Consider the following 19883-nt stretch of genomic DNA (forward strand, 5'->3'; position numbering starts at 1 on the left):
GGGTCCGTGACAGGCCCGAATCCCCCTACCGCTATCGCTACCGCTACCGCGCGCCGACCTGGGCCTGGACCTGGGGCTGGACCTGGCCCTTGTGTCCGACCTTGGGCAGGCGCGCCAGGAACGCGTCGACCTCGGCGCGCTGCGCCTCGGTGAACGGCGCCTTGAGCACCGTCGCCGAGAGCGGCGCGGCGCCCACCTTGTGCGCCAGCACCGTCCACGCCACGGGGTTGTGCACCACCTTGTTGACCGAGGACCAGGGGATGCGGCGGTCCAGCGCCGGGCTCTTCAGCTGGAGGGCGTCGTCGGTGAGGGTGACGGTCGTCGACCCGACGTAGCGCGGGGCGACCTTCAGCCCCATCCGGCGGCCGCCCGCGGTGATGTTCACCACCTGGACGAACCCGAAGCAGATCGCCGCGATCGCGAACATGACGCTGCCCGCGGCCAGGCAGGCCACCGCCAGCAGCAGCCACAGGCCGACGATGGCCCACCGGAGCCAGAGCCGGGAGGCCGCGTTCGCCGTCACCGAGGCGACGATGTCCTCGGTGGTGGCCTCGTAGGTGACCTGGATGTTCATGGTTGGCGTGCTCCCGCTTCGTAGTGGCGGCACATCATGACGGAAACCCGCCGACCAGGGCAAACAGGTGAACGACGACCCTCGCTCACTCCCCGCGTCACTCCCCGCCGAGGAAGCCCAGCAGCAGGTCCGTCACCTCCGCCGGGCGCTCCAGGTTCGGCAGGTGGCCGGCCCACGCCAGCTCCACGTGCCGGGCGGGGCCCGCGATCCGCTCGGGCAGGACCGCCGCGATCTCGCGGAAGTCCGCGAAGTCGTGCGCGCCCGCCACGGCCAGGCACCTCGCGGTGACCTTCCCGAGGTCGACCTCGGGGCTGCTGCGGAAGAACTCCGTCGCCGCCAGCTGCACCTCGAACGCGTTCCGCTGCATCTCGCGGACCAGCGCCCGGGCCTCCTCGCCGGCCTCCGGGCCGAGCCACGCGTCCACGTTCAGCTCCACCGCGCCCGCGACGTCGCCCGCCTCCAGCAGCTCGTCCTCCTTGCCGCCGAAGGCCCGCAGCTCCGCGCTGTGCTCGTGGCCGGGCATCCCGGCGCCGAGCAGCGCCAGCGCCGTCACGGCCTCCGGCCGCGTCGCCGCCACCTCCAGCGCGACCTTGCCGCCGTACGAGGCGCCGACCAGCGCGGCGCGCTCGACGCCGAGACGGTCGAGGAGATCCAGCACGTCCCCGGCGTCGCTGTACGGGGCGTCCGCCATCGGCGACTCGCCGAACCCGCGGAAGTCGAGCCGCACCACCCGGTACCCGGCCCCGACCAGCGCCTGCCACTGCCCGTCCCACATCCGCCGGTCGCACACCGAGGAATGCAGCAGAACCACCGCGGGGCCATCGCCCGCCACGTCGTAAGAGATCGTCATCCGGCAGAGGCTAGCGGACGACCACGCCCGTGATCACCGGGTTATGAGGCGCCGTTCGGGCAGGTCCTGGCAGGTCGGACGGCCCCTCGGCCGACGCGATCAGCGGGGGATGAAGAGCTCCTCGTTGCCCAGGCTGCTCTCGTGGACGGACACACTCGCGTACGCCGCCCGCATCCGCGCGGCCTCAGCCGTCCGCCGCCGCTCGATCAGCGCCCCCTCCCAGCCCTCGGCCCGGTACGACCGCGACCTCTCCCGAAGCGTCAGGAAGACGCACGCGCCGACGACGGCGCCCACCAGTACGAGCAGGAACACCAGAACGATCCCCATGCGCTCAGCCTCCCCCGTCCGTCACCTCACCAACCGTCCACGACACAAGCCGAGTTGACGCGCGCCGTCCCGCCCTCTGCCGCCGTCCGCGAGGCAGCCCGCCCGCACGAGAAGTCGGCCCGATCGACTTCTCGTGCAGCAGACTCAACCGGCGCCGGGTCAGCCACCCGACCAGGGCGGGGCCGGGCGCGAGGGCGTTCCTTTCTGGCATCAGATCGTCGGTCCGGTCACGCCTTTGACTGACAGGCAGTGGGCGCGGATAGAGTCGGGGGCCCTTCAGGAGACGCCGTACTCCTTGAGGTAGTGCAGGACTTCTGCCACGTGCTGCTCGGTGCCGGGCGGCGGGCCGGCCGCCTGGAGGACGGCCTTGTCGCTGGTGCGGTACCCGGCGGCGATCAGCGCCGGGAAGTTGCTGTGGAGGCCGTTCTGCTTGAAGCGCTGGGCCTGCCAGCAGGTGTACACACCCATGGTGGTGATGGCGTCGCCGGGGGACATGTAGTCCTTGATGCCGTCGCCGTCGCCGTCCACCGCCCAGGCGTTGAAGACGGCAGGGGTCCACCGCGCGATGCCGTACTCGTCGGTCTGCGGACTGCGCAGGTTCGGGTCGAAGTTGCTCTCCACCTTGAGCATGGCCGCCAACAGGGCCGGGGTGATCTCAGGTTCCGTGCAACGGCGGGCGGCGGCCTCGATGTAGCCGCGGAACTGCGCAGGCACGTCCGCGTCGCTGCGCAGGTCGCCGGGGGTCAGGACCTTGCTCGGGGTGTTCCCGGGGACCGGTGCCGCGGTGGCGGCGCCCGATGGGCTCGAGGCTGCGGGAGTGGTCGGGGAGTCCCCGGATCCCTGGCCGATCAGTACGGCGACGATGCTGGTCAGGACCGCGCCGAGCGCTGCGGCAGCCCAACCGAGGCGACGCTTTCGGGAATTGACCGGAGGAGCAGGTTCCGTCCCGGGCGAGGGTTGTTCCTCCTGTTTTTGCTGCTGTGGCTCTCTACGCCGGCCGGATTCGTCCCGCGCCGCCTCCCAGAGCGTGCGTAGCTCGTCCGCGGGTTCGCCGGCCTCGCGGCAGAGGGCTTCGACGACCGGCCACGGCGGAATTCCGCGGCCGGCCAGATACCGCGACCAGGACGAGTCGCTGGTCATGGTGACACGTTCGAGTTCCTTGAGGCTCTTGCCGGTCGACGCCCTGACCGCTCGTAATCCCTCGGCGAATGTCGCAAGGGCTGTCGACTCGTCCTGACGTGCCTCGTCCCATCCAGGCATCCGGTTCCCCCCGGTCGGATTGCGTTTCCCGGCCGGGAGTCTCCCACAGCATCCCGCAGTCCGTCCCACCGGGGACGTCCCAGCAGGTCAGGGTGTTGGCCGTCCCGGTGCCGTCCCGTCCGGCGGGGGAGGCGTTGTCCACCGGACCAGCGCGGCCAAGGCTGTTCGAAGACCGAGGGAACAGTCCCTTGGTGGTTCATTCCGATCGAAAAGGAGGGCGGATGGGATTCCCGAGCAAGCTCGCACGAGGAATGCGGCACAGGTTGTGCCTTCTACTCGGCCTGTTGCTGCTCACCGGATTCACGGTGACCGCGACGAGTCCGCCGGCACACGCCGCCGATGTGCCCTGCCAGCTGTACGCGGCGGCGCCGAACCGGCTGGCCGACCTGGCGGTCAGGGCAGCCTGCGCGGAGATCGCCGCCGGCACGATGTACACCTGGGACGGCGGCCACGGAGCCCTGCCGGGCAAGACCTACGGGTACTACGACGGCACGGACGAGGCGTCCCGGCACGACGACACCGTGCTGGGCTTCGACTGCTCCGGGTACGTGCGGTACGTCTGGTCCCAGGCCGTGGGTTACGACATCCTCGGGAAGGGCGCCACCGGCAACGAGGTCCAGGTGCTGACCGCGCCCGCGGCCCGGAACACCGTGATCTACGGCCCCGGCGGGCTCCAGCCCGGGGACATCGTGTTCTTCGGCGACAAGCACTGGTACGGCAACTCCATCGAGCACGTCGCGCTCTCACTGGGCGGCGACAAGATTGCCGAGGCCGCCCAGTCGGGTACGCCCTTGCACGCCAAGGTGCTGAACGCGGAGAAGTTCGTCATGGCGATCCGGATCAATCCGGACACAGTCGGGCAGCCGAATCCCGGACCGGACCCGGGGGCGTCCGGGGTCGTGCACAGCACCTGGGGCACCTGGATCCGGCTGGCAGAGCAGCCGGTGCACGGCTCGCGGGTGGTGGCTGTCCTGCCCGGCCCCACCCAGGCGAAGGTGAACTGCCAGCGGCGCGGGGACAGCATCACCGCCGAGGGCATCACCAACGACTGGTGGTCGTACCTGCCCGAGTACCGGGGGTGGATCACCAACATCTACCTCCAGGGCCCGGCCGTCCTGCCGGACGTCCCCGAGTGCGGGACGGGACGTGACCTCAGCGGCCTGTCGGGCACGCCCGGCGGCGGCCGGTTCAGCACCTGGGGCTCCGACGTGCACGTCCGAAGCAGTGCCTCCACCTCCGCGGACATCGTGTCGACCATCGCGGCTCCCGGCGCCGTACGGATCACCTGTCAGGCCCACGGCGGACTGGTTCAGGCCGAGGGCTACGTCAACGACGTCTGGTCCTACCTGCCGGACTACCAGGGCTGGGTGAGCAACATCTACGTCCAGGGGCCGGCCGTGCTGCCGGTGCCCGAGTGCGCGTCCGGGAGTAGCGTCCCGACGCCGGCGTCCACGTGTACGGACGACACCGAACCCACCGGATCGGACGCCCGCACGCCGGCGGGCCGGTCGGTGGAACTGCAGGGCCGCCTGATCGAACTGCGCTACAGCGACTCCACCCAGTGCGGGTGGGGCCGGATCAGCCGCGGCGGAGCCGGCGACCACATCTGGGTGGACCGGAGCTCGGACGGCGGCGCGCACTGGGAGCCGCAGTTGGGCCACACCACCATCACCGATGGCCAGGACGTCCACACCGCCCAGTGGCGGGACGCCGGCGTGGTCATGCGCGCCTGCGGCAGCGTGGCCGGGCGGCCCGATGTGGTCTGCACCAGCTGGTTCTGAGTCGCCCCAGCCGGAATCCGGAACACCAAGTCACAACCGATCTCTCCGAGGAGTTCGCACCGTGCGTCACATCAAGAAGGCCGCGGCGGTCGCGGCCACCGCCGCGGCGGTCGCAGCGATGGTCGTCGTCCCGTCCGGGTCCGCCCGTGCGGCGTCCGCCTGCTGGTCGGCGGGAGTCGTCAAGTTCTGGTACAACGCCTCCTACTGCAACAACAGCTACGGCGCCGCCGTTCACGACGCCGGTCCGACATGGGCGCCCAGCGACTACCTGCGCAGCAACCCGTCGTGGTTCGCCTGCCGGCAGGAGATTCCGGACCACCCGAACGGCAGCCACGTCCACCCCTACCGCTGGTTGTGGACCGTGGGCGACGACCACGGACTGGCGGGCTGGGTATCGGACGGTGACGTGGTGAGCGAGACCGACTCGGTGGTTCCCTGCTGATCGGCGGACAGTAGGGCGGCGGCCGGGTGGCCGGTCGGCGACCGGCCACCCGGCCCGGTGGTGGTGGGCCTGGCCGGGGCCGGAAGAGGGCTGGCGGGTTCTACGATCGAGCCCGTGACGAGCACGCCGGAGTACTGGACCGTTCACCACTTCTCCCAGGCCAACCCGGAAGGCCCGGGCTGCGACAGCGTGCCGGCGCTCCTGCGGAGGCTGGCCGATTCGATCGAGGCGTTGGGCCCCGTGGAGGTTCAGGACGTCGTCATCGAGTCGGAGATGACCGCGCACGGACCTTGGCGGTCGGGGACGGTCTACTTCCACCTGCCCGAGGACGACTGAGTACGGACTTCAGCTTCCTCGCCGGGCGACGCGAGCGTGCTGGATGATGGGGCGGTGCAGCTCCCCTACGTCTACCAAGTCACCAAGTACGACCCCGCCGACCGTGACGAGCGCGGGCGTTACACCGGCCATGAGGACACCGTCAGCGATCACGGCGAGGTCGAGGCTTCCTACCTTCGGGCGGTCGCGGCCTTCGCCGGGGAAACCGGCGTCGAGCGTCTGGCGGTACGAGAGCCGCAGGTCCCGTCGTTCGCGCCCTTCGGTCTGGAGCCTCCGGTGGACGGCTTCGGGTTGGACGGGCTCTTCCCGGCCGGCCCCGCCGGTTTCCACGACGGGGCGGAAGTGCCGCTCGACATCGGGCTGGAGCTGGTGCGTGCCATGCTGCGCGACAACGGCGCCTGGTGCCGGCTGGAGGTGGAGGGCGCGTTCGCGGTCCATGTGGGATGGGACCAGTACGTCTACGTCAGCAGCAGCCGGCCCTGCGAGGCGGCCTTGGCCCGTACCCGGGAACTCGGACTGTTCCCGGAACGCCTGGACACCTCCCCGTACGCCTTCGAGGAGGAGGAGCAGGTCGTCCAGCGGCCCGGCGACGACGACTTCTGGGCCGACCTGCACCGGGCGGTCGCCACCGGCCGGGCCGGAATCCTGGAGGAGACGCACCTCGAAGGCGCCTCACGCTGGCACCACCTCACCCGCGACACCATCGACCCCGTGCGCGCCGGACTGGCTCCCCGGGCCCGTCTCGCCGTATGGCCGCCCCTGTCCACGGACATCGACGCCGTCCTGAGCGCCCTGCCCGCAGACGGCCTCGTCGAAGGCGTGTGGCAGGACGACGACGGCACCATCCGCAGCGCCATCGCCGACGAGGACGAGTTCCCCGACCTGGTCGCCCGGATGTCCCGCGCTCGTGCCGCCGCCCTGCTGTCCATGTACGTGGATGAACGTGTGCCGCTGTGCACCGCTGTCATGCCCGACGACGACGGAGTCCTCCGCGCCCGTTGGCGAACCGAACCGACCCCGAGCGACCGCACCTGGGCACGTCGTCAGCTTCCAGCCTGAACGGTCCGACCGGCCTGCCCGGGACGCCCGGATGGACACCGGGGCGTGCGGGATCGGTTGTGTGGGCCAACACGTTTACCCGGTGCGGGAGATGGTGGTGTGATCGGTAGTGGGCCTCCGCGTGGTGCGGCCGGCGTAGTGGGGGTCCGGGCGAAGGAGGAGACATGTCCGTCGATCGTGGGTCGGCCCGTGCGCGGGTGACCGAGCTGTTGGGCATCGAGCATCCGATCGTGCAGGGGCCGTTCGGGGGTGGCTACTCCACGGTGGGCCTCGCCGCGGCGGTGTCCAACGGTGGCGGGCTGGGTTCCTACGGTGCCCACGTCCTCGCTCCGGCGGAGATCGGGGCCGTGGTGGCGGAGATCAGGGCCCGGACGGCGCGTCCGTTCGCGGTGAACCTCTGGGTGCCGCAGCCGGGGGAGCGGGAACTGGCCGTGACGGAGGAGGAGTTCGCCGCGTACCTGGGGCCGGTGCGGCCGCACCTCGAGCGGCTCGGGCTGCCCGATCCGGAGTTCCCCGTGTCGTTCGGGCAGGACTTCGAGCGGCAGGTGGAGGCGCTGTTGGAGGCCCGGCCGCCGGTGTTCAGCTTCGTCATGGGCATTCCGCCCACGAGTGTGCTGGCCGAGGCGCGGCGGCGCGGCATCGTCACCCTGGGGACGGCGACGACGGTCGACGAGGCGGTGGCGCTCGACGAGGCGGGGGTCGACGCCGTCGTGGCCTCCGGGTCGGATGCCGGGGGACACCGCGGGGCGTGGCTGCGGCCGGTGGGGGAGTCCCTGGTCGGGACGTTCTCGCTGGTCCCGCAGGTCGTCGACGCCGTGTCGGTGCCGGTGGTCGCCGCGGGCGGGATCGTCGACGGCCGGGGGATCACCGCCGCGCTCGCGCTCGGTGCGGGCGCGGTGCAGATCGGCACCGGCTTCCTCGCCACCGACGAATCCGGCGCGAGCCCGGCCCACAAGGAGGCCCTGCACGGCCCGCAGGCCCGGGTCACCGTGCTGACCAGTGCCTTCTCGGGCCGCCAGGCCCGGACGATCGCCAACGGGTTCGCGCGGGACCTGGCCGGCCGCGAGGGCGAGCTCGCGCCGTACCCGGTGCAGGGCGCGCTGACCGCGCCCCTCCGCCGGGCGGCCGTCGAGCGGGGGCTGCCCGACTACCTCAACCTCTGGGCCGGGCAGGCCGCGCCGCTCGCCCGGCCGCGGACGGCCCGGGAGTACCTCGCCGCCCTCGTCGAGGAGGCCGGGCTGTAGACGTGGCGGGGCGGCGGCTACGGCAGGTTGATCCGGTAGTTGATGAACCCGTGGTTCTCGGCCACCTTGTCGTAGAGCCGGCGCGCCGTCTCGTTGGTCTCGTGGGTGATCCAGTACACGCGGGAGCAGTCCCGGGCGCGGGCCCAGTCGGCGACGGCCTCGATCAGTGCCCGGCCGACGCCCCGGCCGCGGGTCTCCGGCGCGGTGAACAGGTCCTGGAGGTAGCACACGTCCGGCGCCGAGGTGCTGGCGTGGACGAGGAAGTGGGTGATCCCGACCAGCTTGCCGTCCACCTTGGCGCCGAGGGCGTGCATGCGGGTGTCGTCCTGGAATGCCGTCCAGGCGCGCTCGTACATGTCGTCCGGCAGCTCGCGCTCGTAGAAGTCCATGTAGGCGCGGAAGAGGACCTCCCACTCCTGGCGGTCGGACGGGGTGAGCCTGCCGATGGTGACCACGTGTTTCCCTTTGCTGGTGGCGGAGTTCGGGCGGGGCGCTTGGGCGGGCCCCGCGCGGTGACGGGCTCAGTATTTCCGTTCCCCGACGCGCCGGACAGTGCCGATCCGAACAAAAGGATCAGGGTCAGGTCGACCTTTGGGCCCTGGTCCTGACGCCGCCTCCGCCCTCGGCCCCGCCTCCGCCCCCGCCCCCGCCTCAGGCCCCGCCCCCGGCCTCCGTACGGGCGGCGCGGAGGCGGCGCAGCATGCGGGCGTCCTGGAAACCGACCGCGCGGGCGGCCGTCTCGGTGGTCGCGCCGTGGGCGATGAGGTGTTCGGCGCGCTCGACGCGCAGCTCCTGCTGGTACCGCAGCGGGGTGAGCCCGGTCGCCTCGGTGAAGTGGCGGGTGAGGGTGCGTTCGCTGACGCCGGAGGCGGCGGCGAGGTCGGCGAGGCCGAGCCGGGTGTCGAAGCGGGCGTCGATGAGGTCCTGGACGCGGTGGACGGCGTCGACGAGGTGGCCGCGGTGCCGGAGCATCGCGCTGGTCTGCCGCTCGTCGCCGTTGCGGCGGGCGTAGACGACCATCTCGCGGGCGATCCGGGCGGCGGCCGCCGGGCCGTGCCGGACGGCGACGAGGTGCAGCGCGAGGTCGATCCCGCTGGCGATGCCCGCCGAGGTGACGACCCGGTCGTCGACGACGTAGAGCACGTCCCGGACGACGGTGGCCCGCCGGTAGCGGCGGGCGAGTTCGTCCTGGAGGTCGTGGTGGGTGGTGCAGCGCCGGCCGTCCAGCAGCCCGGCGCGGCCGAGCGCGTCGGCGCCGGCGCACACGCTCGCGACCGTCCCGCCGGCGGCGTGGTGCGCGGTGAGCCGGTCGAGCGTGGCGGCGGTCAGCGCGCCGTTGGACCGCAGGCGCGGCGCCCGCCAGCCGGGCACCACGACGAGGTCGCCGGGCGCGAGGCGCGGCCACGCGGTGGCGGCCCGCAGGGTGACGCCCTGCGCGGTGGGGACGTCCTCCTGCTCGGCCACGTACGCGCTCCGGTAGCCGAGGCCGTGGTCGGCCGCGGTGGAGAACACCTGGGCGGGCCCGGCGAGGTCCAGCAGGTGCACGTGCGGGACGAGCAGGAAGACGACACGGGTCACGATCCGGTCAACTCCTTCACGGTGGTGACGGTGGCGAAGCGGCCGGCCAGAGCGTACTCGGTGCGGGCGATGACGTCGTCCGTGGAGAGGGTGCGCGGATCGGCGAGGACCTCGGCGAGGCTGCGTCCGGCGGGGGCGTCGCGGTGCTCGATCGGGTGGGTGGCGGTGGCGTCGGTGACGAAGGTGACGTCGTAGCCGAGGTCGTTCGCGACCCGGGTGGTGGTCTCGCAGCACTGCTCGGTGCGGATGCCGCTGACCACGACGCCGCGCACGCCGTGCTGGGTGAGCAGCTGCTGGAGGTTGGTGGTGGTGAACGCGTTGTGCGAGGTCTTGGTGACGACGGGCTCGCCCTCGGCCGGCACCAGGCCGTCGATCAGGTGGACGAAGCCGCGGGCCGGGTCGAAGACGGTGCCGGTGCCGGGCTCGGAGTGCAGGACCCAGACGACGAGGTCGCCGCGGCCCCGGGCGTGCTCGACGAGCTCGTTGACCCGGTCGACGATCGCGGGGTTGGAGACGGCGGCCCAGTTCTCGCGCTGCCGGAAGGATTCCTGGACGTCGATGACGAGGAGTGCGTTCTTCATGCCTCGATCCTGGCCCCTGTCGGCGGCCTGGGCGTAGACACCATCGGGCCCGGATGCGGAACGATCCGGTCAGGCGCGGCGGCACGGTCCGGAGAAACCCCTTGCGCAACGGTCAAGAAGTGTTGACCATTGAGGGCATGCCCACCGACGATCTTCCCGAGACGTTCCACGTCACCACGGACGAGCAGCTGCGCGCCGTCTCCAACCTCACCCGTCACCGCATCATGGCGGTGCTCCGCTTCGAGCCCGCGACGATCACCCAGATCGCCGAGCGGGTCGGCCTCGCGAAGGGGAGTTCCAGTTACCACGTGCGGCTGCTCGAACGGGCCGGCCTGGTGAAGGTGGTCCGGACGCGGAAGGTGCGGGGAGTCAACGAGCGCTACTACGCGATGGCCGCGCGGTCGATCGTGCTGCCGGCCCCGGGCGAGGGCGGGCCGGACGTGCTGATGCGGCACGCGGTCGCGGACCTGGAGGCCGCGCCGGCGGACGGCGGGCGGCAGGTGCGGATGGCCCATCTGCGGCTCACCGACGAGCAGTTCGCGGAGCTGGGCGCGCGGCTGCACGCCCTGGCGGACGAGTACCGGGAGCTGTCCGATCCGTCGCTGCCGGACACCTCGCTGGTCTTCGCCCTGTTCCACCCGGCACCCGTCCAGCAGGCCGAGGAGGACGCCAAGTGACCACGGAAACAACGAAGTTGCCCACCGGGTTCGGACGGCTGTGGACCGCGCAGACGGTCTCCTCGCTCGGCGACGGGGTGTCGCACGCCGCACTGCCGCTGCTCGCCCTGACCCTGACGCGTGATCCGATGGCGCTCGCCGCCGTCTCGGCCGCCGGCACGCTGCCGTGGCTGCTCTTCGGGGTGCTCGGCGGCGCGCTGGTGGACCGCTGGGACCGCCGGCGCACGATGTGGGTCACGGACGCGGCGCGCGCGGTGCTGCTCGCGGTACCGGCGGCAGCGGCCGCGCTCGACGTGCTGAGCATTCCGCTGCTCGCGGCCGTCGCCTTCCTGCTCGGCCTCGGCGGACTCTTCTTCGACACGGCCGCCACCGCCTACCTGCCCGACCTGCTCGGCCGCGACCCGGCCGTCCTGGAGCGCGCCAACTCCCGCCTGCGCGGCACCCAGACCGCCGCGTCCGGCTTCGCGGGGCCGCCCGCGGGCAGCGCCCTGCTCGCGCTCGGCCGGGCGCTCCCGCTGCTCGCCGACGCGGTGTCCTTCGCCCTCTCCGCCGTCCTCGTACGGTCCCTGCCCGCCGCGCCCCGGCCCGTCCCGCAGGCCCGCGAGTCGCTACTGCGGCAGGCGCGGGCCGGCGCCTCGTACGTGTTCCGGGACCGCTTGCTGCTCGGGCTCGCGCTGCGCCCTGCGGTCGGGAACGTCGCCTTCCTCGCCGTGGAGACGGTCCTCGCCCTCTTCGCGCACGACCGCCTCGGCACCGGCACCCTCGGCTTCGGCCTGCTCCTCACGGTGGAGTCCACCGGCGGCCTGCTCGGCGCGGGCATCGCCTCCTCCCTCGGCCGGCGGCTCGGCACCGGCACCGCACTCACCTGCACGGCCGCCCTCGAGGGGCTCGCCATCCTGGGCCTCGCCGCGGCCCCGAACGCGTACGTGGCCGGCCTCGCGCTCGCCGCCTGCGGGGTGGGCATGGGCGCCACGATGGTGCTCAGCCCCTCCCTCCGGCAGGCGATCGTCCCCGCCGAGCTGATGGGCCGGGTCACCTCCACCTCCCGGATGCTCGCCATGTGCGCCGCCCCGCTCGGTGCCGTCCTCGGCGGCTGGCTGGCCGCCACCCACGACGTGCGCACCCCGCTCTACACCGCGGCCGGCCTCCTCCTCGCGATGACCGCCGTCACGTCGACCATGACCACCAACCGCAGGGTCGAGGCGGCGCTGCGGGCCGCCGCCCCGGCTGACGCCCCGGCCGGCGACCCGGATCTCCCGGAGTCCGGGGAGCTCGTCCAGGCGGGTGCCCGGTAGGGCCCCGACAGGCCTGAAGCCCGGCACCGGCGGAGCCGCCGGCCGTACCACGGGGGTACGGCCGGCGGCTCGTCGGGCTGTCGGGTGCCGGTGCTCAGTCGCCGGGGACGCTGAAGCGCTGCGTGTCGCCGCCGTTGCAGGCGTACATCTGCAACTGCCGCTGGTCGGTGGTGTCACCGTTCGGGATGTCCAGGCAGTACGACCACTGCGCGTTCCGCAGCTGCCCGTTCTCGTAGTACCACTGCTGCGGGGCGCTGCCGTTGCAGTCCCACAGCCACACCAGGGCGCCGGTCGAGGCGCCGTTGGCGTCGAGGCACTTGCCGAGGGCCTTCAGGGCGAGCCCGTCCCGGTCCCACCACTGGGCGTTGGTGTTGTTGCAGTGGTAGATCTGGACGGGCGTCCCGTTGGCCGTGCCGGACCCGCGGACATCCAGGCACTTGCCGTCCTTGCCGACCACCGGCCCGCCGGGCAGGCGGTAGAAGTTGACGTTGCCCCCCGAGCTGTTGAAGCGGCCGTAGAAGCCCCAGTTCGTCCATCCGCCGTCGCTGTGCAGCGTGAACGTGCCCTGGTCGAAGATCCAGAGGTTGAAGCGGATTCCGTTGCTGTGGGTGAGGATCGCGGAGGCCCGGACGGTGCTGAAGTTCATGTCGAACCGGGCGTCGGAGCGGACCAGGAGCAGGTTGTAGTGACCGCCGGTCAGGTCGGCGCCGTGCGCCACGAAGCCCTTGACGAGCTGGTCCGGTGGGAAGACGAAGGGCGGGTACTGGTCGAACAGGGACTGGATGGCGCCGCCCACCCCGATGTCGTCCTTGGTGATCTGGACGCCGGACGAGGCGAGCTGCGCGCGCGGCGCCGCGTGCGCGGGTGTGGACGCGGACGGGGACACGGACGGGGACGGGTGAGCGGTGGGCGCGGCGAGCGGGATGCTGCCCTGGTCGCTCGCGGCGGCGATCGCGGGCAGCGGAGCCCGGTCCGGTGACTGCGCGGCCGCGACCGGCCCGAGGGCGAGGACGGTTCCCGCCGCGAGCAGCAGGGCGGAGCCCAGGAGGGTTCTCTTCATGGGGGTGCACCTCATGTGCGAAGTCGGTGGTGGTGGGCCCGGCCGGGGCGGCCGGGCCGGGGGGTGCCGTCGCTACGGCAGGGTGAAGTGCTGCGTGCTGCTGTCGTTGCACGGGTACATCTGCAGCCGATTGCCGTTGCCCAGGTTGCTGTTGGGAACGTCGAGGCAGTACTGCCACTTGGCGTTGCGCAGCGCGCCGTTGTCGTAGGACCACTGCTGCGGCGGGGTGCCGTTGCAGTCCCAGAGCTGGACCTTGTCGGTCCAGCCGCCGCCGCCCGCGTCGAGGCACTTGGTGACGCCGCTGATGGTGACCTTGAGCGCCTGCCCGTCGCGGTACCACCACTGCGGGTCGGTGGTGTTGCAGTCGTAGATCTGGATGGGGTTGCCGTTGCCCAGGCCGCCCTGCTGGTCGTCGACGCACTTGGAGTCGGCGGCGGCGCTCCTCATGCTGTCGCCGGGGGACTTGTAGAACGTGAGCTCGCCCGAGCTGGACCTGCTGAAGCGGCCGTAGAAGCCCCAGTTGCTCCACCCGCCGTCGCTGCGCAGGGTGAAGTGTCCGGAGTCGAAGATGAAGAGGCGGAAGAGCTGGCCGTCCTTGTACTTGATGTGGCCGTCCCAGACGGTGTGCGCGAAGGAGGCGTCGAAGCGGGCGTCGTCGGCGACCAGCATGATGTTGTAGTGGCCGCCGGTACGTGCTGCGGTGTCGTTGACGACCGCCTGCACGAAGGATCCCCGGTCCGGCTTCTCCAGCGCCTTCTGGATGATGTCGACGAGCTTCTCGAAGATGTCGATGAGGGACGAGATGATGTCGGTCACCGGGTTTCCGGCCCGCGGCTGGACGGCCTTCGGGGCCGCGCCCCCCTTGGCGCCCGGCTTCAGGTCCGTGCTCAGCGGCGCCGGCGGCTGCAGCGGGACCTCCTGGTCCCCCGAGGCCAGGCGGGGCGGCGGGAGCTGCGCCGGCGCCGCGGGCGGCGGCGATGCCTGCGCCGAGATGCGGACGCCGGCGGCGTGCGCCTCCTGGGCGGGCGCGGCGAAGGCCGTGCCGGCCACCACGAGGAGGGCGCCGGCCGCCAGGAGGGCGGTGGAGCCGAGGCGGTGTGCTCGTGTCATGTCGTACCGGTTCTCCTTCGGGGAGGGCCGGGGCGGTCCCGGCCCGCCGGGAACTGTCCGGCAGTCCGATACACACCGCGTGGACACGCCCGTAAACGGCGCGTCTACATGCCGACCCTCCGAGCGGGCCCGGAGGGTCGGCCGTCCGGTGGCGGGTGAGGAGTGCCGCCCCTTCTTCGTGCCGGTGGTTCCGTGTCCGTGGTCCCGTGCCGGTGGTTCCGTGCCGGTGGTGATGACGGGGCGTCCGGCGATGTCGTGCAGGCTGATCGACAGCACGAGTGGCGCGTGACACCCTGGAACCGGCGGTGCTCCGGTACGGTGAGCCGGTCGCGCGCCCGTGCGCCGCCGGCGCGAGCTGGTGCCGGGACGGTCGCGCGACGTCCAACGGGAGAGGGGCCGTTGATGGTGTCCGACGAGGCCGTGATCGGCTGCCCGGGGGTGCTGGTGATCGGCACCCGGGGAGCCGCCGGCCCCGGCGAGGTCCTGGTGCGGGTCAGGGGCGGTTCGGAGGCCTTCCTCGCCTGGTCGGAGGAGCCCCTGCCGAAGGGGGCCTCCGTCCTGGTGGTCGAATCGCGGGGTGCGCGCCAGGTCGACGTCATCGAGTGGACCGACCCGATCGACGACCCGTTGGCCGACCGGCCGGACGGCTTGCGCTGAGGAGACGACCAGGATGTTCGGTTATCGGGTACCCGCCCCCGACCAGGCGATGCTGATCTCGGGTGGGAAACGGGGTCTGTCCGGAGCGCCGTTCCGGGTGGTGACCGGACACGGCACGTTCGTCCTGCCGGTCTTCCGCAAGGTCCGCTTCCTGACCCTCGCGATGTGCGAGGCGGAGGTCGCCGAGACCTGTGTGACCAAGCAGGGGATCGCGCTGACGGTACGGGCGGTGATCGCCTTCAAGGTCGGCAACGACACCGAGAGCATCGTCAACGCGGGCCAGCGCTTCCTGTCCGACCAGGACCAGATGTCCGTGCTGACCGGCCGGATCTTCGCCGGGCACCTGCGCGCCATCATCGGTTCGATGACGGTCGAGGAGATCGTCACCGAGCGGCAGAAGCTCGCCACCGAGGTGCTGGACACCTCGAAGGCCGAGATGGCGAAGATCGGGCTGATCGTGGACTCCCTGCAGATCCAGTCGATCGACGACGGGGACACCGGCTACATCGCCGCGATGTCGGCCCCGCACCGGGCGGCCATCCAGCGGCAGGCCCAGATCGCCCAGGCGCAGGCCGCCCAGGCCGCGGCGGAGGCCGAGCAGGAGTCCGCCCGGCAACAGGCCGAGTACGCCCGGCAGACGGCGGTGGTGAAGGCGCAGTACAACGCCGAGGTGGACCAGGCCCAGGCCCAGGCCGCCCAGGCCGGCCCGCTGGCGCAGGCGCACGCGCAGCAGGAGGTGCTGGCGGCGCAGACCGAACTGGCCCAGCGCGCGGCCGAGTTGCGCCAGCAGCAGCTGGTCGCCGAGATCGTGAAGCCGGCCGAGGCGGAGGCCGAGCGGATCCGCGTCGTCGCGCTGGCCGAGGCGGAGCGGATGAAGATCCAGGCCGAGGCGGCGGCTTCGCACGACCGGGTGGCCTTGGACCGGATGCTGATCGACCAGCTGCCGCAGATCGTCAAGGAGGCGGCCGGCGGCCTCGCCGGCGCCAACGTCAACGTGCTCAACGGCACGGACGGCCTGGGCGAGATCGCCGCGGGCCTGGTCAGCCAGGGCCTGACCATCCTGGACTCGGTCCGCCAGGGCCTGGGCACCCAGGGCATGGGCACCCAGCAGGGCCGCGCCGACCGGAGCGGCGAGCGGCCCGGGCTGGAGCCGGGGGAGTAGCCGGAGGGTGGGTCCGTCGTTCCCAGGGAACGACGGACCCTTCATCCGGTTCCGGGGCTCGCCGACGATCGAGGCATGCCCACCACCTCCCCGGCCTCCCAAGCCACTTCGCTCGAAGACGCGCGCCCGGCCCCCACCGCCGACCCGGCCCCCACCGCCGACCCGGCCCCGACCACTGACCCGGCCCCGACCGCCGACCCGGCGCCGGACGACGCCGCCGGACACCGCTTCTGGCCCACGGTCGTCGGCGTGGCGTCCGCCGGCCTGATGCTGCCGTTCTCCGTCACCGGGGCCGCGGTGGCGCTGCCGAGCATGGCGTCCGCCCTGGACTCCTCGGCCGGCAGCGGACAGTGGATGCTCAACGCCTTCAACATCGGCTTCGCCGCGCTGCCGCTCGCGGCCGGCAGCCTCGCCGACCGGTACGGGCGGCGGCGGGTGCTGCTCGCCGGGATCGCCGTGGTCGGCGTCATGTCGCTGCTCGTCGCGCTGGCGCCGTCGATGCCGGTGGTCGACGCGGTCAGGGCGATCCAGGGCTGCGGGGCCGCGGCCGTCCTGGCCGCGGGATCGGCGGTGCTGGCCGGCGCCACCTCGGGACGGCGCCGGCAACTGGCGTTCGGGATCCTGGGCACCGCGTTCGGCGCGGGTCTGGCGATCGGCCCGCCGGCCGCCGGAGCCCTGGTGGAGGCGGCGGGCTGGCGGTCGGTGTTCCTCCTGGTCGCGGTGATGTCCCTGCCGGCGGCGTTGTGCGCGGCCCGGGCACCGGAGTCCCGCAGCCCCGACCGGTCCGGCCTGGACCTGGCCGGACTGGCCGTCTTCACGGCCGGACTCGCCGTCCTGTCCTTCGCCTTCGTCGAGGCGACCACGGCCGGGTGGGCCGCGCCCGCCACCCTGGGCCTGTTCGCCGCGGCCGTCCTGCTCGTCGCGCTGTTCGCGGTGGTCGAGCTGCGCCGGGGCGACCGGGCGCTGTTCGACGTCCGGCTCTTCGGCAGGCCGGAGTTCCTCGCCGTGGTGTGCCAGCCCTTCACGGTCACCCTCGGCTTCGTCATCCTGCTCGTCTACCTGCCCACGTACCTCCAGGGCGCCGCCGGCCGCGACACCCTGACCAGCGGTCTGCTCCTGCTGCCGATGACCGTCCCCGTCCTCCTCCTGCCGCTGGCCGCCGGTCGGCTGGCCGCCCGCACCTCGCTGCGGGCCGTCCTGACCAGCGCCTCCGTGCTCATCTCGCTCGGTTCCCTGCTGTTGGTGACCCTCGACGACGGCGGATCATGGCCGGCGCTCGCCCTGCCGCTGCTGCCGTTCGGCGCCGGTGTCGGCCTGGCGTTCGGCGTGATGGACAACGCGGCCGTCGGCACCGTCCCGGTCGAGAACGCCGGGGCCGCGGCGGGCATCTTCAACACCATGCGGATCGCGGGCGAATCCGTCGCCGTCGCCGGCGCCGCGGCCGTCCTCACCGCACTCACCGCGGCCCGCCTGCACGACAGCGGCCTCACCCCCGGCACCGCCGCCGAACTCGCCGCCCGGGCCGTCGTCCAGGGGCAGGTCCCCGCACCGCAGCACGTGGCCGTGGCCGCCGGCTTCACCGGCGCCTTCCACCTTCTCGGCCTCGGCCTCGCCGCCCTGTCCGCACTCGGCGCGGTCCTCACCCACCGGGCCCTCGCCCCGAAGGAACGCCGCTGACCGGCCCGGGTGTGCGCGGTCCCTGGGACTGACAGGGCCACCCTCCGGGGCCCGCCCCCTCGTCGGCGGGCCCCATACTGGGGCGCATGGCCGGCTCGATCGTGATCACCAACACCCTCGGCGACTACCTCCGGGCCCGGCGGGCCCTGGTCGCACCCGAGGACGTCGGCCTGCCGCCCACGGGCCGCCGCCGCGTGCCCGGCCTGCGCCGCGAGGAGGTCGCGGACCTGGTCGGGCTGAGCACCGACTACTACGTGCGCCTGGAACAGGGGCGCGCGGACCGCCCGTCCGACGAGGTCCTCGACGCGCTCGGCCGGGCGCTGCGGCTCGGTCCCGCCGAACGCGCCCATCTGCACGACCTCGCCCGGCCACCCCGCCGCCGCGCCGCCGCCCCGCGCACCGACGCGCTGCGCCCCGCGCTGCGGCGGGTGGTGGAGGCCATGCCGACCACCCCGGCCGTGATCATGAACGACCGCAACGACGTCCTCGCCTGGAACCCCCTCGCGGCCGCGCTGATCGCCGACTTCCCCGAACTCCCGCCGCACGAACGGAACATGGCCCGCCGGATCTTCCTCGACCCGGACGCGCGCGAGGTCCACCTCGACTGGGACGAAGCCGCGCGCACCACCGTCGGGGTCCTGCGGATGGCCGCCGGACGCCGCCCGCACGACCCCGAACTCGTCCGCCTGATCGGCGAACTCTCCCTCGGCAGCCCGACCTTCCGCACCCTGTGGGCCGGCCACCACGTTCACGAGAAGACCTTCGGGACCAAACGCCTCCGCCACCCCGCGGTCGGAGACCTGACGCTCGACTACGAGACCTTCCAGGCCCCCGGCGCCCCGCACCACCTCCTCGTGGTCTACACGGCCCCGCCCGGCAGCCCCGCCGAGCAGGCGCTGCACCTCCTGCGTGCCCACCCCGCAGCCTCGTCGGGCTGAGCGGACAGGCCCCGGACGACGGTTCCCGCCGTCCACGCCGGACGCCACCGGCCCGCACCCGGGCTTCCCGGCCGGCGTGCAGCCACAGCTGACCGCCTTCCTCACCCAGGCCGAGGGCACCTCTACGATCCGAGGGATGTGCCACCTGCGGCGCGGATACGGCAGCCTGCTGCCGAAGTTGGCCGCGCTCGGTGCCGACCTGACGACCGACCAGGAGTAGCCGTGACCACCACCGTGCCGTGGAAGCCGAACGCGCTCGCCGACCTGCGCGAGTGCCTGGACCTGATGACCGCTGACGGCACCGTGCCCGGCGGAGTCATCGCCCACGGCACCTTCGACACCGAGCCCGGCTACCTGGCCTCCGGCGTCGTCGCCCCCGAGTGCGGCGACGCCCGGCCGGGGCCGGACACGGTGTACGACGTGGCGTCGCTGACGAAGGTCCTGGCCACCTGGCCGCTGGTCGGCGCTTCCCTCCTGGACGGCTTCACCCTCGACACCCCGATCCGCGAACTGCTGCCCGACATCCCCGCCGACGCCCCCGGCGGCCGGGTCACGCCCCGGCAGATCCTCGCCCACACCTCCGGACTCCGCGCCGACACCCGCCTCGACCAGTACCGGGGCCGCACCGAACCTCTCGCCCAACTGATCTGCGCGGAGCCGCTGATCGCCGATCCCGGAGCCGGACACCGCTACATCAACCGCGGCTTCATCCTCCTCGGCCTGGCCCTGGCCCACCACCGCTGCCGGCGCCTGGACGAGCTGGCAGCCGACCTCTGGCAGCACCTCGGCATGACCAGCACGACCTACGGACCGGTGCCCCGCTCCGCCCGGGTCGCCCCGACCGAACAGCGCCTGCCCGGCGGGCCCCGGCTGTGGGGGATGCCGCACGACGACAACGCCGCCCTGCTCGGCGGAGTCGCCGGGCACGCCGGGGTGTTCACCACCCCGGCCGACCTCGCCGCCTTCGCCACCCACCTGCTGACCCCGCACGCCGCCGGCGCTCCCCTGGGCCGCTGGCTCGCCCACAGCATGCAGCCGCAGGCCGAGATCGAGCCGGGCCTCGACCGGGGCCTGGCCTGGATCCTCGCCGACGAGGGCCGGGTCGCCCACCACCACGGCTTCACCGGGACCAGCCTCTACCTCGCCCCGGCCACCGGCCGCTACCTGGCCATCTGCACCAACGCCGTCTACCACCACCAGGACAACCGCACCCGCCTCGCCCCGCTGCGGACCCTCGCCCTGAAGGCGATCACCGACGAACCCTAGGAGGGCCAC

At 72.9% G+C, this 19883-nt stretch carries 22 protein-coding genes and 1 pseudogene; 13 read left to right on the forward strand and 10 right to left on the reverse strand.

Annotation, left to right across the window (positions count from 1 at the left end; all coding sequences use genetic code 11):
• Nucleotides 1-43: 43 nt before the first annotated feature.
• The 5 genes and pseudogenes from AB2U05_RS33420 to AB2U05_RS33440 all read right to left on the reverse strand — a co-directional run.
• On the reverse strand, nucleotides 44-574 hold the full coding sequence (locus AB2U05_RS33420) for a hypothetical protein (RefSeq protein WP_369185259.1): 531 nt from the start codon (nucleotides 572-574) through the stop codon (nucleotides 44-46).
• A 97-nt stretch (nucleotides 575-671) separates the two neighbouring features.
• Nucleotides 672-1424: an alpha/beta fold hydrolase gene (locus AB2U05_RS33425; RefSeq protein ID WP_369185260.1), complete on the reverse strand. Its 753-nt coding sequence runs from the start codon at nucleotides 1422-1424 to the stop codon at nucleotides 672-674.
• A gap of 99 nt (nucleotides 1425-1523) precedes the next feature.
• Complete coding sequence (locus AB2U05_RS33430) at nucleotides 1524-1751, reverse strand: hypothetical protein (protein ID WP_369185261.1); 228 nt, start codon at nucleotides 1749-1751, stop codon at nucleotides 1524-1526.
• A 276-nt stretch (nucleotides 1752-2027) separates the two neighbouring features.
• Entirely contained in the window at nucleotides 2028-2465 is a 438-nt protein-coding gene (locus AB2U05_RS33435; protein WP_369186036.1) for a transglycosylase SLT domain-containing protein, read from the reverse strand.
• 321 nt (nucleotides 2466-2786) lie between these two features.
• Nucleotides 2787-3011 (reverse strand): annotated as a pseudogene (locus AB2U05_RS33440) (helix-turn-helix domain-containing protein); the annotation flags it as partial.
• Nucleotides 3012-3295: 284 nt separating this feature from the next.
• Here AB2U05_RS33440 and AB2U05_RS33445 point away from each other — a divergent pair.
• From AB2U05_RS33445 to AB2U05_RS33465, 5 genes are all read left to right on the forward strand, one after another.
• Entirely contained in the window at nucleotides 3296-4792 is a 1497-nt protein-coding gene (locus AB2U05_RS33445) for an NlpC/P60 family protein (RefSeq protein WP_052707701.1), read from the forward strand.
• 61 nt (nucleotides 4793-4853) lie between these two features.
• Nucleotides 4854-5234 carry a hypothetical protein gene (locus tag AB2U05_RS33450; protein WP_369185262.1) on the forward strand — a complete coding sequence of 127 codons (381 nt, stop codon included), beginning with the start codon at nucleotides 4854-4856 and terminating at the stop codon, nucleotides 5232-5234.
• Nucleotides 5235-5348: 114 nt separating this feature from the next.
• Entirely contained in the window at nucleotides 5349-5570 is a 222-nt protein-coding gene (locus AB2U05_RS33455; RefSeq protein ID WP_045703526.1) for a hypothetical protein, read from the forward strand.
• Between the two features lie 54 nt (nucleotides 5571-5624).
• A complete protein-coding gene (locus tag AB2U05_RS33460; RefSeq protein ID WP_369185263.1) occupies nucleotides 5625-6629 on the forward strand; it encodes an RNA-binding protein in 1005 nt (334 codons plus the stop codon).
• A gap of 164 nt (nucleotides 6630-6793) precedes the next feature.
• The gene (locus AB2U05_RS33465; RefSeq protein ID WP_369185264.1) at nucleotides 6794-7873 is read left to right on the forward strand and encodes an NAD(P)H-dependent flavin oxidoreductase; all 1080 of its coding nucleotides are present in this window, start codon (nucleotides 6794-6796) and stop codon (nucleotides 7871-7873) included.
• 17 nt (nucleotides 7874-7890) lie between these two features.
• Here the strand turns inward: AB2U05_RS33465 and AB2U05_RS33470 are convergent, their stop codons facing one another.
• The 3 genes from AB2U05_RS33470 to AB2U05_RS33480 form a co-directional block, all read right to left on the reverse strand.
• Nucleotides 7891-8328 carry an N-acetyltransferase family protein gene (locus AB2U05_RS33470; RefSeq protein ID WP_369185265.1) on the reverse strand — a complete coding sequence of 146 codons (438 nt, stop codon included), beginning with the start codon at nucleotides 8326-8328 and terminating at the stop codon, nucleotides 7891-7893.
• A gap of 196 nt (nucleotides 8329-8524) precedes the next feature.
• Entirely contained in the window at nucleotides 8525-9451 is a 927-nt protein-coding gene (locus AB2U05_RS33475) for a GlxA family transcriptional regulator (RefSeq protein WP_369185266.1), read from the reverse strand.
• Nucleotides 9448-10032 carry a cysteine hydrolase family protein gene (locus tag AB2U05_RS33480; protein WP_045703535.1) on the reverse strand — a complete coding sequence of 195 codons (585 nt, stop codon included), beginning with the start codon at nucleotides 10030-10032 and terminating at the stop codon, nucleotides 9448-9450. The genes AB2U05_RS33475 and AB2U05_RS33480 overlap by 4 nt, the downstream gene beginning before the upstream one ends.
• 137 nt (nucleotides 10033-10169) lie before the next feature.
• Between AB2U05_RS33480 and AB2U05_RS33485 the strand changes: the two genes are divergently transcribed.
• Complete coding sequence (locus AB2U05_RS33485; RefSeq protein ID WP_369185267.1) at nucleotides 10170-10709, forward strand: ArsR/SmtB family transcription factor; 540 nt, start codon at nucleotides 10170-10172, stop codon at nucleotides 10707-10709.
• On the forward strand, nucleotides 10706-12004 hold the full coding sequence (locus AB2U05_RS33490) for an MFS transporter (protein ID WP_369185268.1): 1299 nt from the start codon (nucleotides 10706-10708) through the stop codon (nucleotides 12002-12004). Before AB2U05_RS33485 ends, AB2U05_RS33490 begins: the two co-directional genes overlap by 4 nt.
• Nucleotides 12005-12098: 94 nt before the next feature.
• Here the strand turns inward: AB2U05_RS33490 and AB2U05_RS33495 are convergent, their stop codons facing one another.
• Complete coding sequence (locus tag AB2U05_RS33495) at nucleotides 12099-13064, reverse strand: ricin-type beta-trefoil lectin domain protein (protein WP_369185269.1); 966 nt, start codon at nucleotides 13062-13064, stop codon at nucleotides 12099-12101.
• Nucleotides 13065-13136: 72 nt separating this feature from the next.
• On the reverse strand, nucleotides 13137-14174 hold the full coding sequence (locus AB2U05_RS33500; RefSeq protein ID WP_369185270.1) for a ricin-type beta-trefoil lectin domain protein: 1038 nt from the start codon (nucleotides 14172-14174) through the stop codon (nucleotides 13137-13139).
• Between the two features lie 402 nt (nucleotides 14175-14576).
• Here AB2U05_RS33500 and AB2U05_RS33505 point away from each other — a divergent pair, with 402 nt between their 5' ends.
• The 6 genes from AB2U05_RS33505 (at nucleotide 14577) to AB2U05_RS33530 (ending at nucleotide 19874) form a co-directional block, all read left to right on the forward strand.
• The gene (locus AB2U05_RS33505) at nucleotides 14577-14831 is read left to right on the forward strand and encodes a hypothetical protein (protein WP_045703544.1); all 255 of its coding nucleotides are present in this window, start codon (nucleotides 14577-14579) and stop codon (nucleotides 14829-14831) included.
• A 13-nt stretch (nucleotides 14832-14844) separates the two neighbouring features.
• Entirely contained in the window at nucleotides 14845-15993 is a 1149-nt protein-coding gene (locus AB2U05_RS33510; RefSeq protein ID WP_369185271.1) for an SPFH domain-containing protein, read from the forward strand.
• A gap of 75 nt (nucleotides 15994-16068) precedes the next feature.
• Entirely contained in the window at nucleotides 16069-17670 is a 1602-nt protein-coding gene (locus AB2U05_RS33515; RefSeq protein ID WP_369185272.1) for an MFS transporter, read from the forward strand.
• Nucleotides 17671-17756: 86 nt separating this feature from the next.
• A complete protein-coding gene (locus AB2U05_RS33520) occupies nucleotides 17757-18608 on the forward strand; it encodes a helix-turn-helix transcriptional regulator (protein ID WP_045703546.1) in 852 nt (283 codons plus the stop codon).
• A 76-nt stretch (nucleotides 18609-18684) separates the two neighbouring features.
• On the forward strand, nucleotides 18685-18828 hold the full coding sequence (locus AB2U05_RS33525) for a hypothetical protein (protein ID WP_369185273.1): 144 nt from the start codon (nucleotides 18685-18687) through the stop codon (nucleotides 18826-18828).
• 2 nt (nucleotides 18829-18830) lie between these two features.
• Nucleotides 18831-19874 (forward strand): serine hydrolase domain-containing protein, encoded by a 1044-nt coding sequence (locus tag AB2U05_RS33530; RefSeq protein WP_369185274.1) that lies wholly within the window; start codon nucleotides 18831-18833, stop codon nucleotides 19872-19874.
• Nucleotides 19875-19883 lie beyond the last annotated feature (9 nt).

The organism is Streptomyces sp. Y1 (genome assembly GCF_041053115.1).
GTDB classification, from domain to species: domain Bacteria; phylum Actinomycetota; class Actinomycetes; order Streptomycetales; family Streptomycetaceae; genus Kitasatospora; species Kitasatospora rubellomurina.

Bases quoted from the DNA above. Each gene is read 5' to 3' on its own strand.
- AB2U05_RS33420 (WP_369185259.1), bottom strand. From the start codon at position 574: ATGAACATCCAGGTCACCTACGAGGCCACCACCGAGGACATCGTCGCC.
- AB2U05_RS33425 (WP_369185260.1), bottom strand. From the start codon at position 1,424: ATGACGATCTCTTACGACGTGGCGGGCGATGGCCCCGCGGTGGTTCTG.
- AB2U05_RS33430 (WP_369185261.1), bottom strand. From the start codon at position 1,751: ATGGGGATCGTTCTGGTGTTCCTGCTCGTACTGGTGGGCGCCGTCGTC.
- AB2U05_RS33465 (WP_369185264.1), top strand. From the start codon at position 6,794: ATGTCCGTCGATCGTGGGTCGGCCCGTGCGCGGGTGACCGAGCTGTTG.
- AB2U05_RS33480 (WP_045703535.1), bottom strand. From the start codon at position 10,032: ATGAAGAACGCACTCCTCGTCATCGACGTCCAGGAATCCTTCCGGCAG.
- AB2U05_RS33485 (WP_369185267.1), top strand. From the start codon at position 10,170: ATGCCCACCGACGATCTTCCCGAGACGTTCCACGTCACCACGGACGAG.
- AB2U05_RS33495 (WP_369185269.1), bottom strand. From the start codon at position 13,064: ATGAAGAGAACCCTCCTGGGCTCCGCCCTGCTGCTCGCGGCGGGAACC.
- AB2U05_RS33500 (WP_369185270.1), bottom strand. From the start codon at position 14,174: ATGACACGAGCACACCGCCTCGGCTCCACCGCCCTCCTGGCGGCCGGC.
- AB2U05_RS33505 (WP_045703544.1), top strand. From the start codon at position 14,577: ATGGTGTCCGACGAGGCCGTGATCGGCTGCCCGGGGGTGCTGGTGATC.
- AB2U05_RS33510 (WP_369185271.1), top strand. From the start codon at position 14,845: ATGTTCGGTTATCGGGTACCCGCCCCCGACCAGGCGATGCTGATCTCG.
- AB2U05_RS33515 (WP_369185272.1), top strand. From the start codon at position 16,069: ATGCCCACCACCTCCCCGGCCTCCCAAGCCACTTCGCTCGAAGACGCG.
- AB2U05_RS33520 (WP_045703546.1), top strand. From the start codon at position 17,757: ATGGCCGGCTCGATCGTGATCACCAACACCCTCGGCGACTACCTCCGG.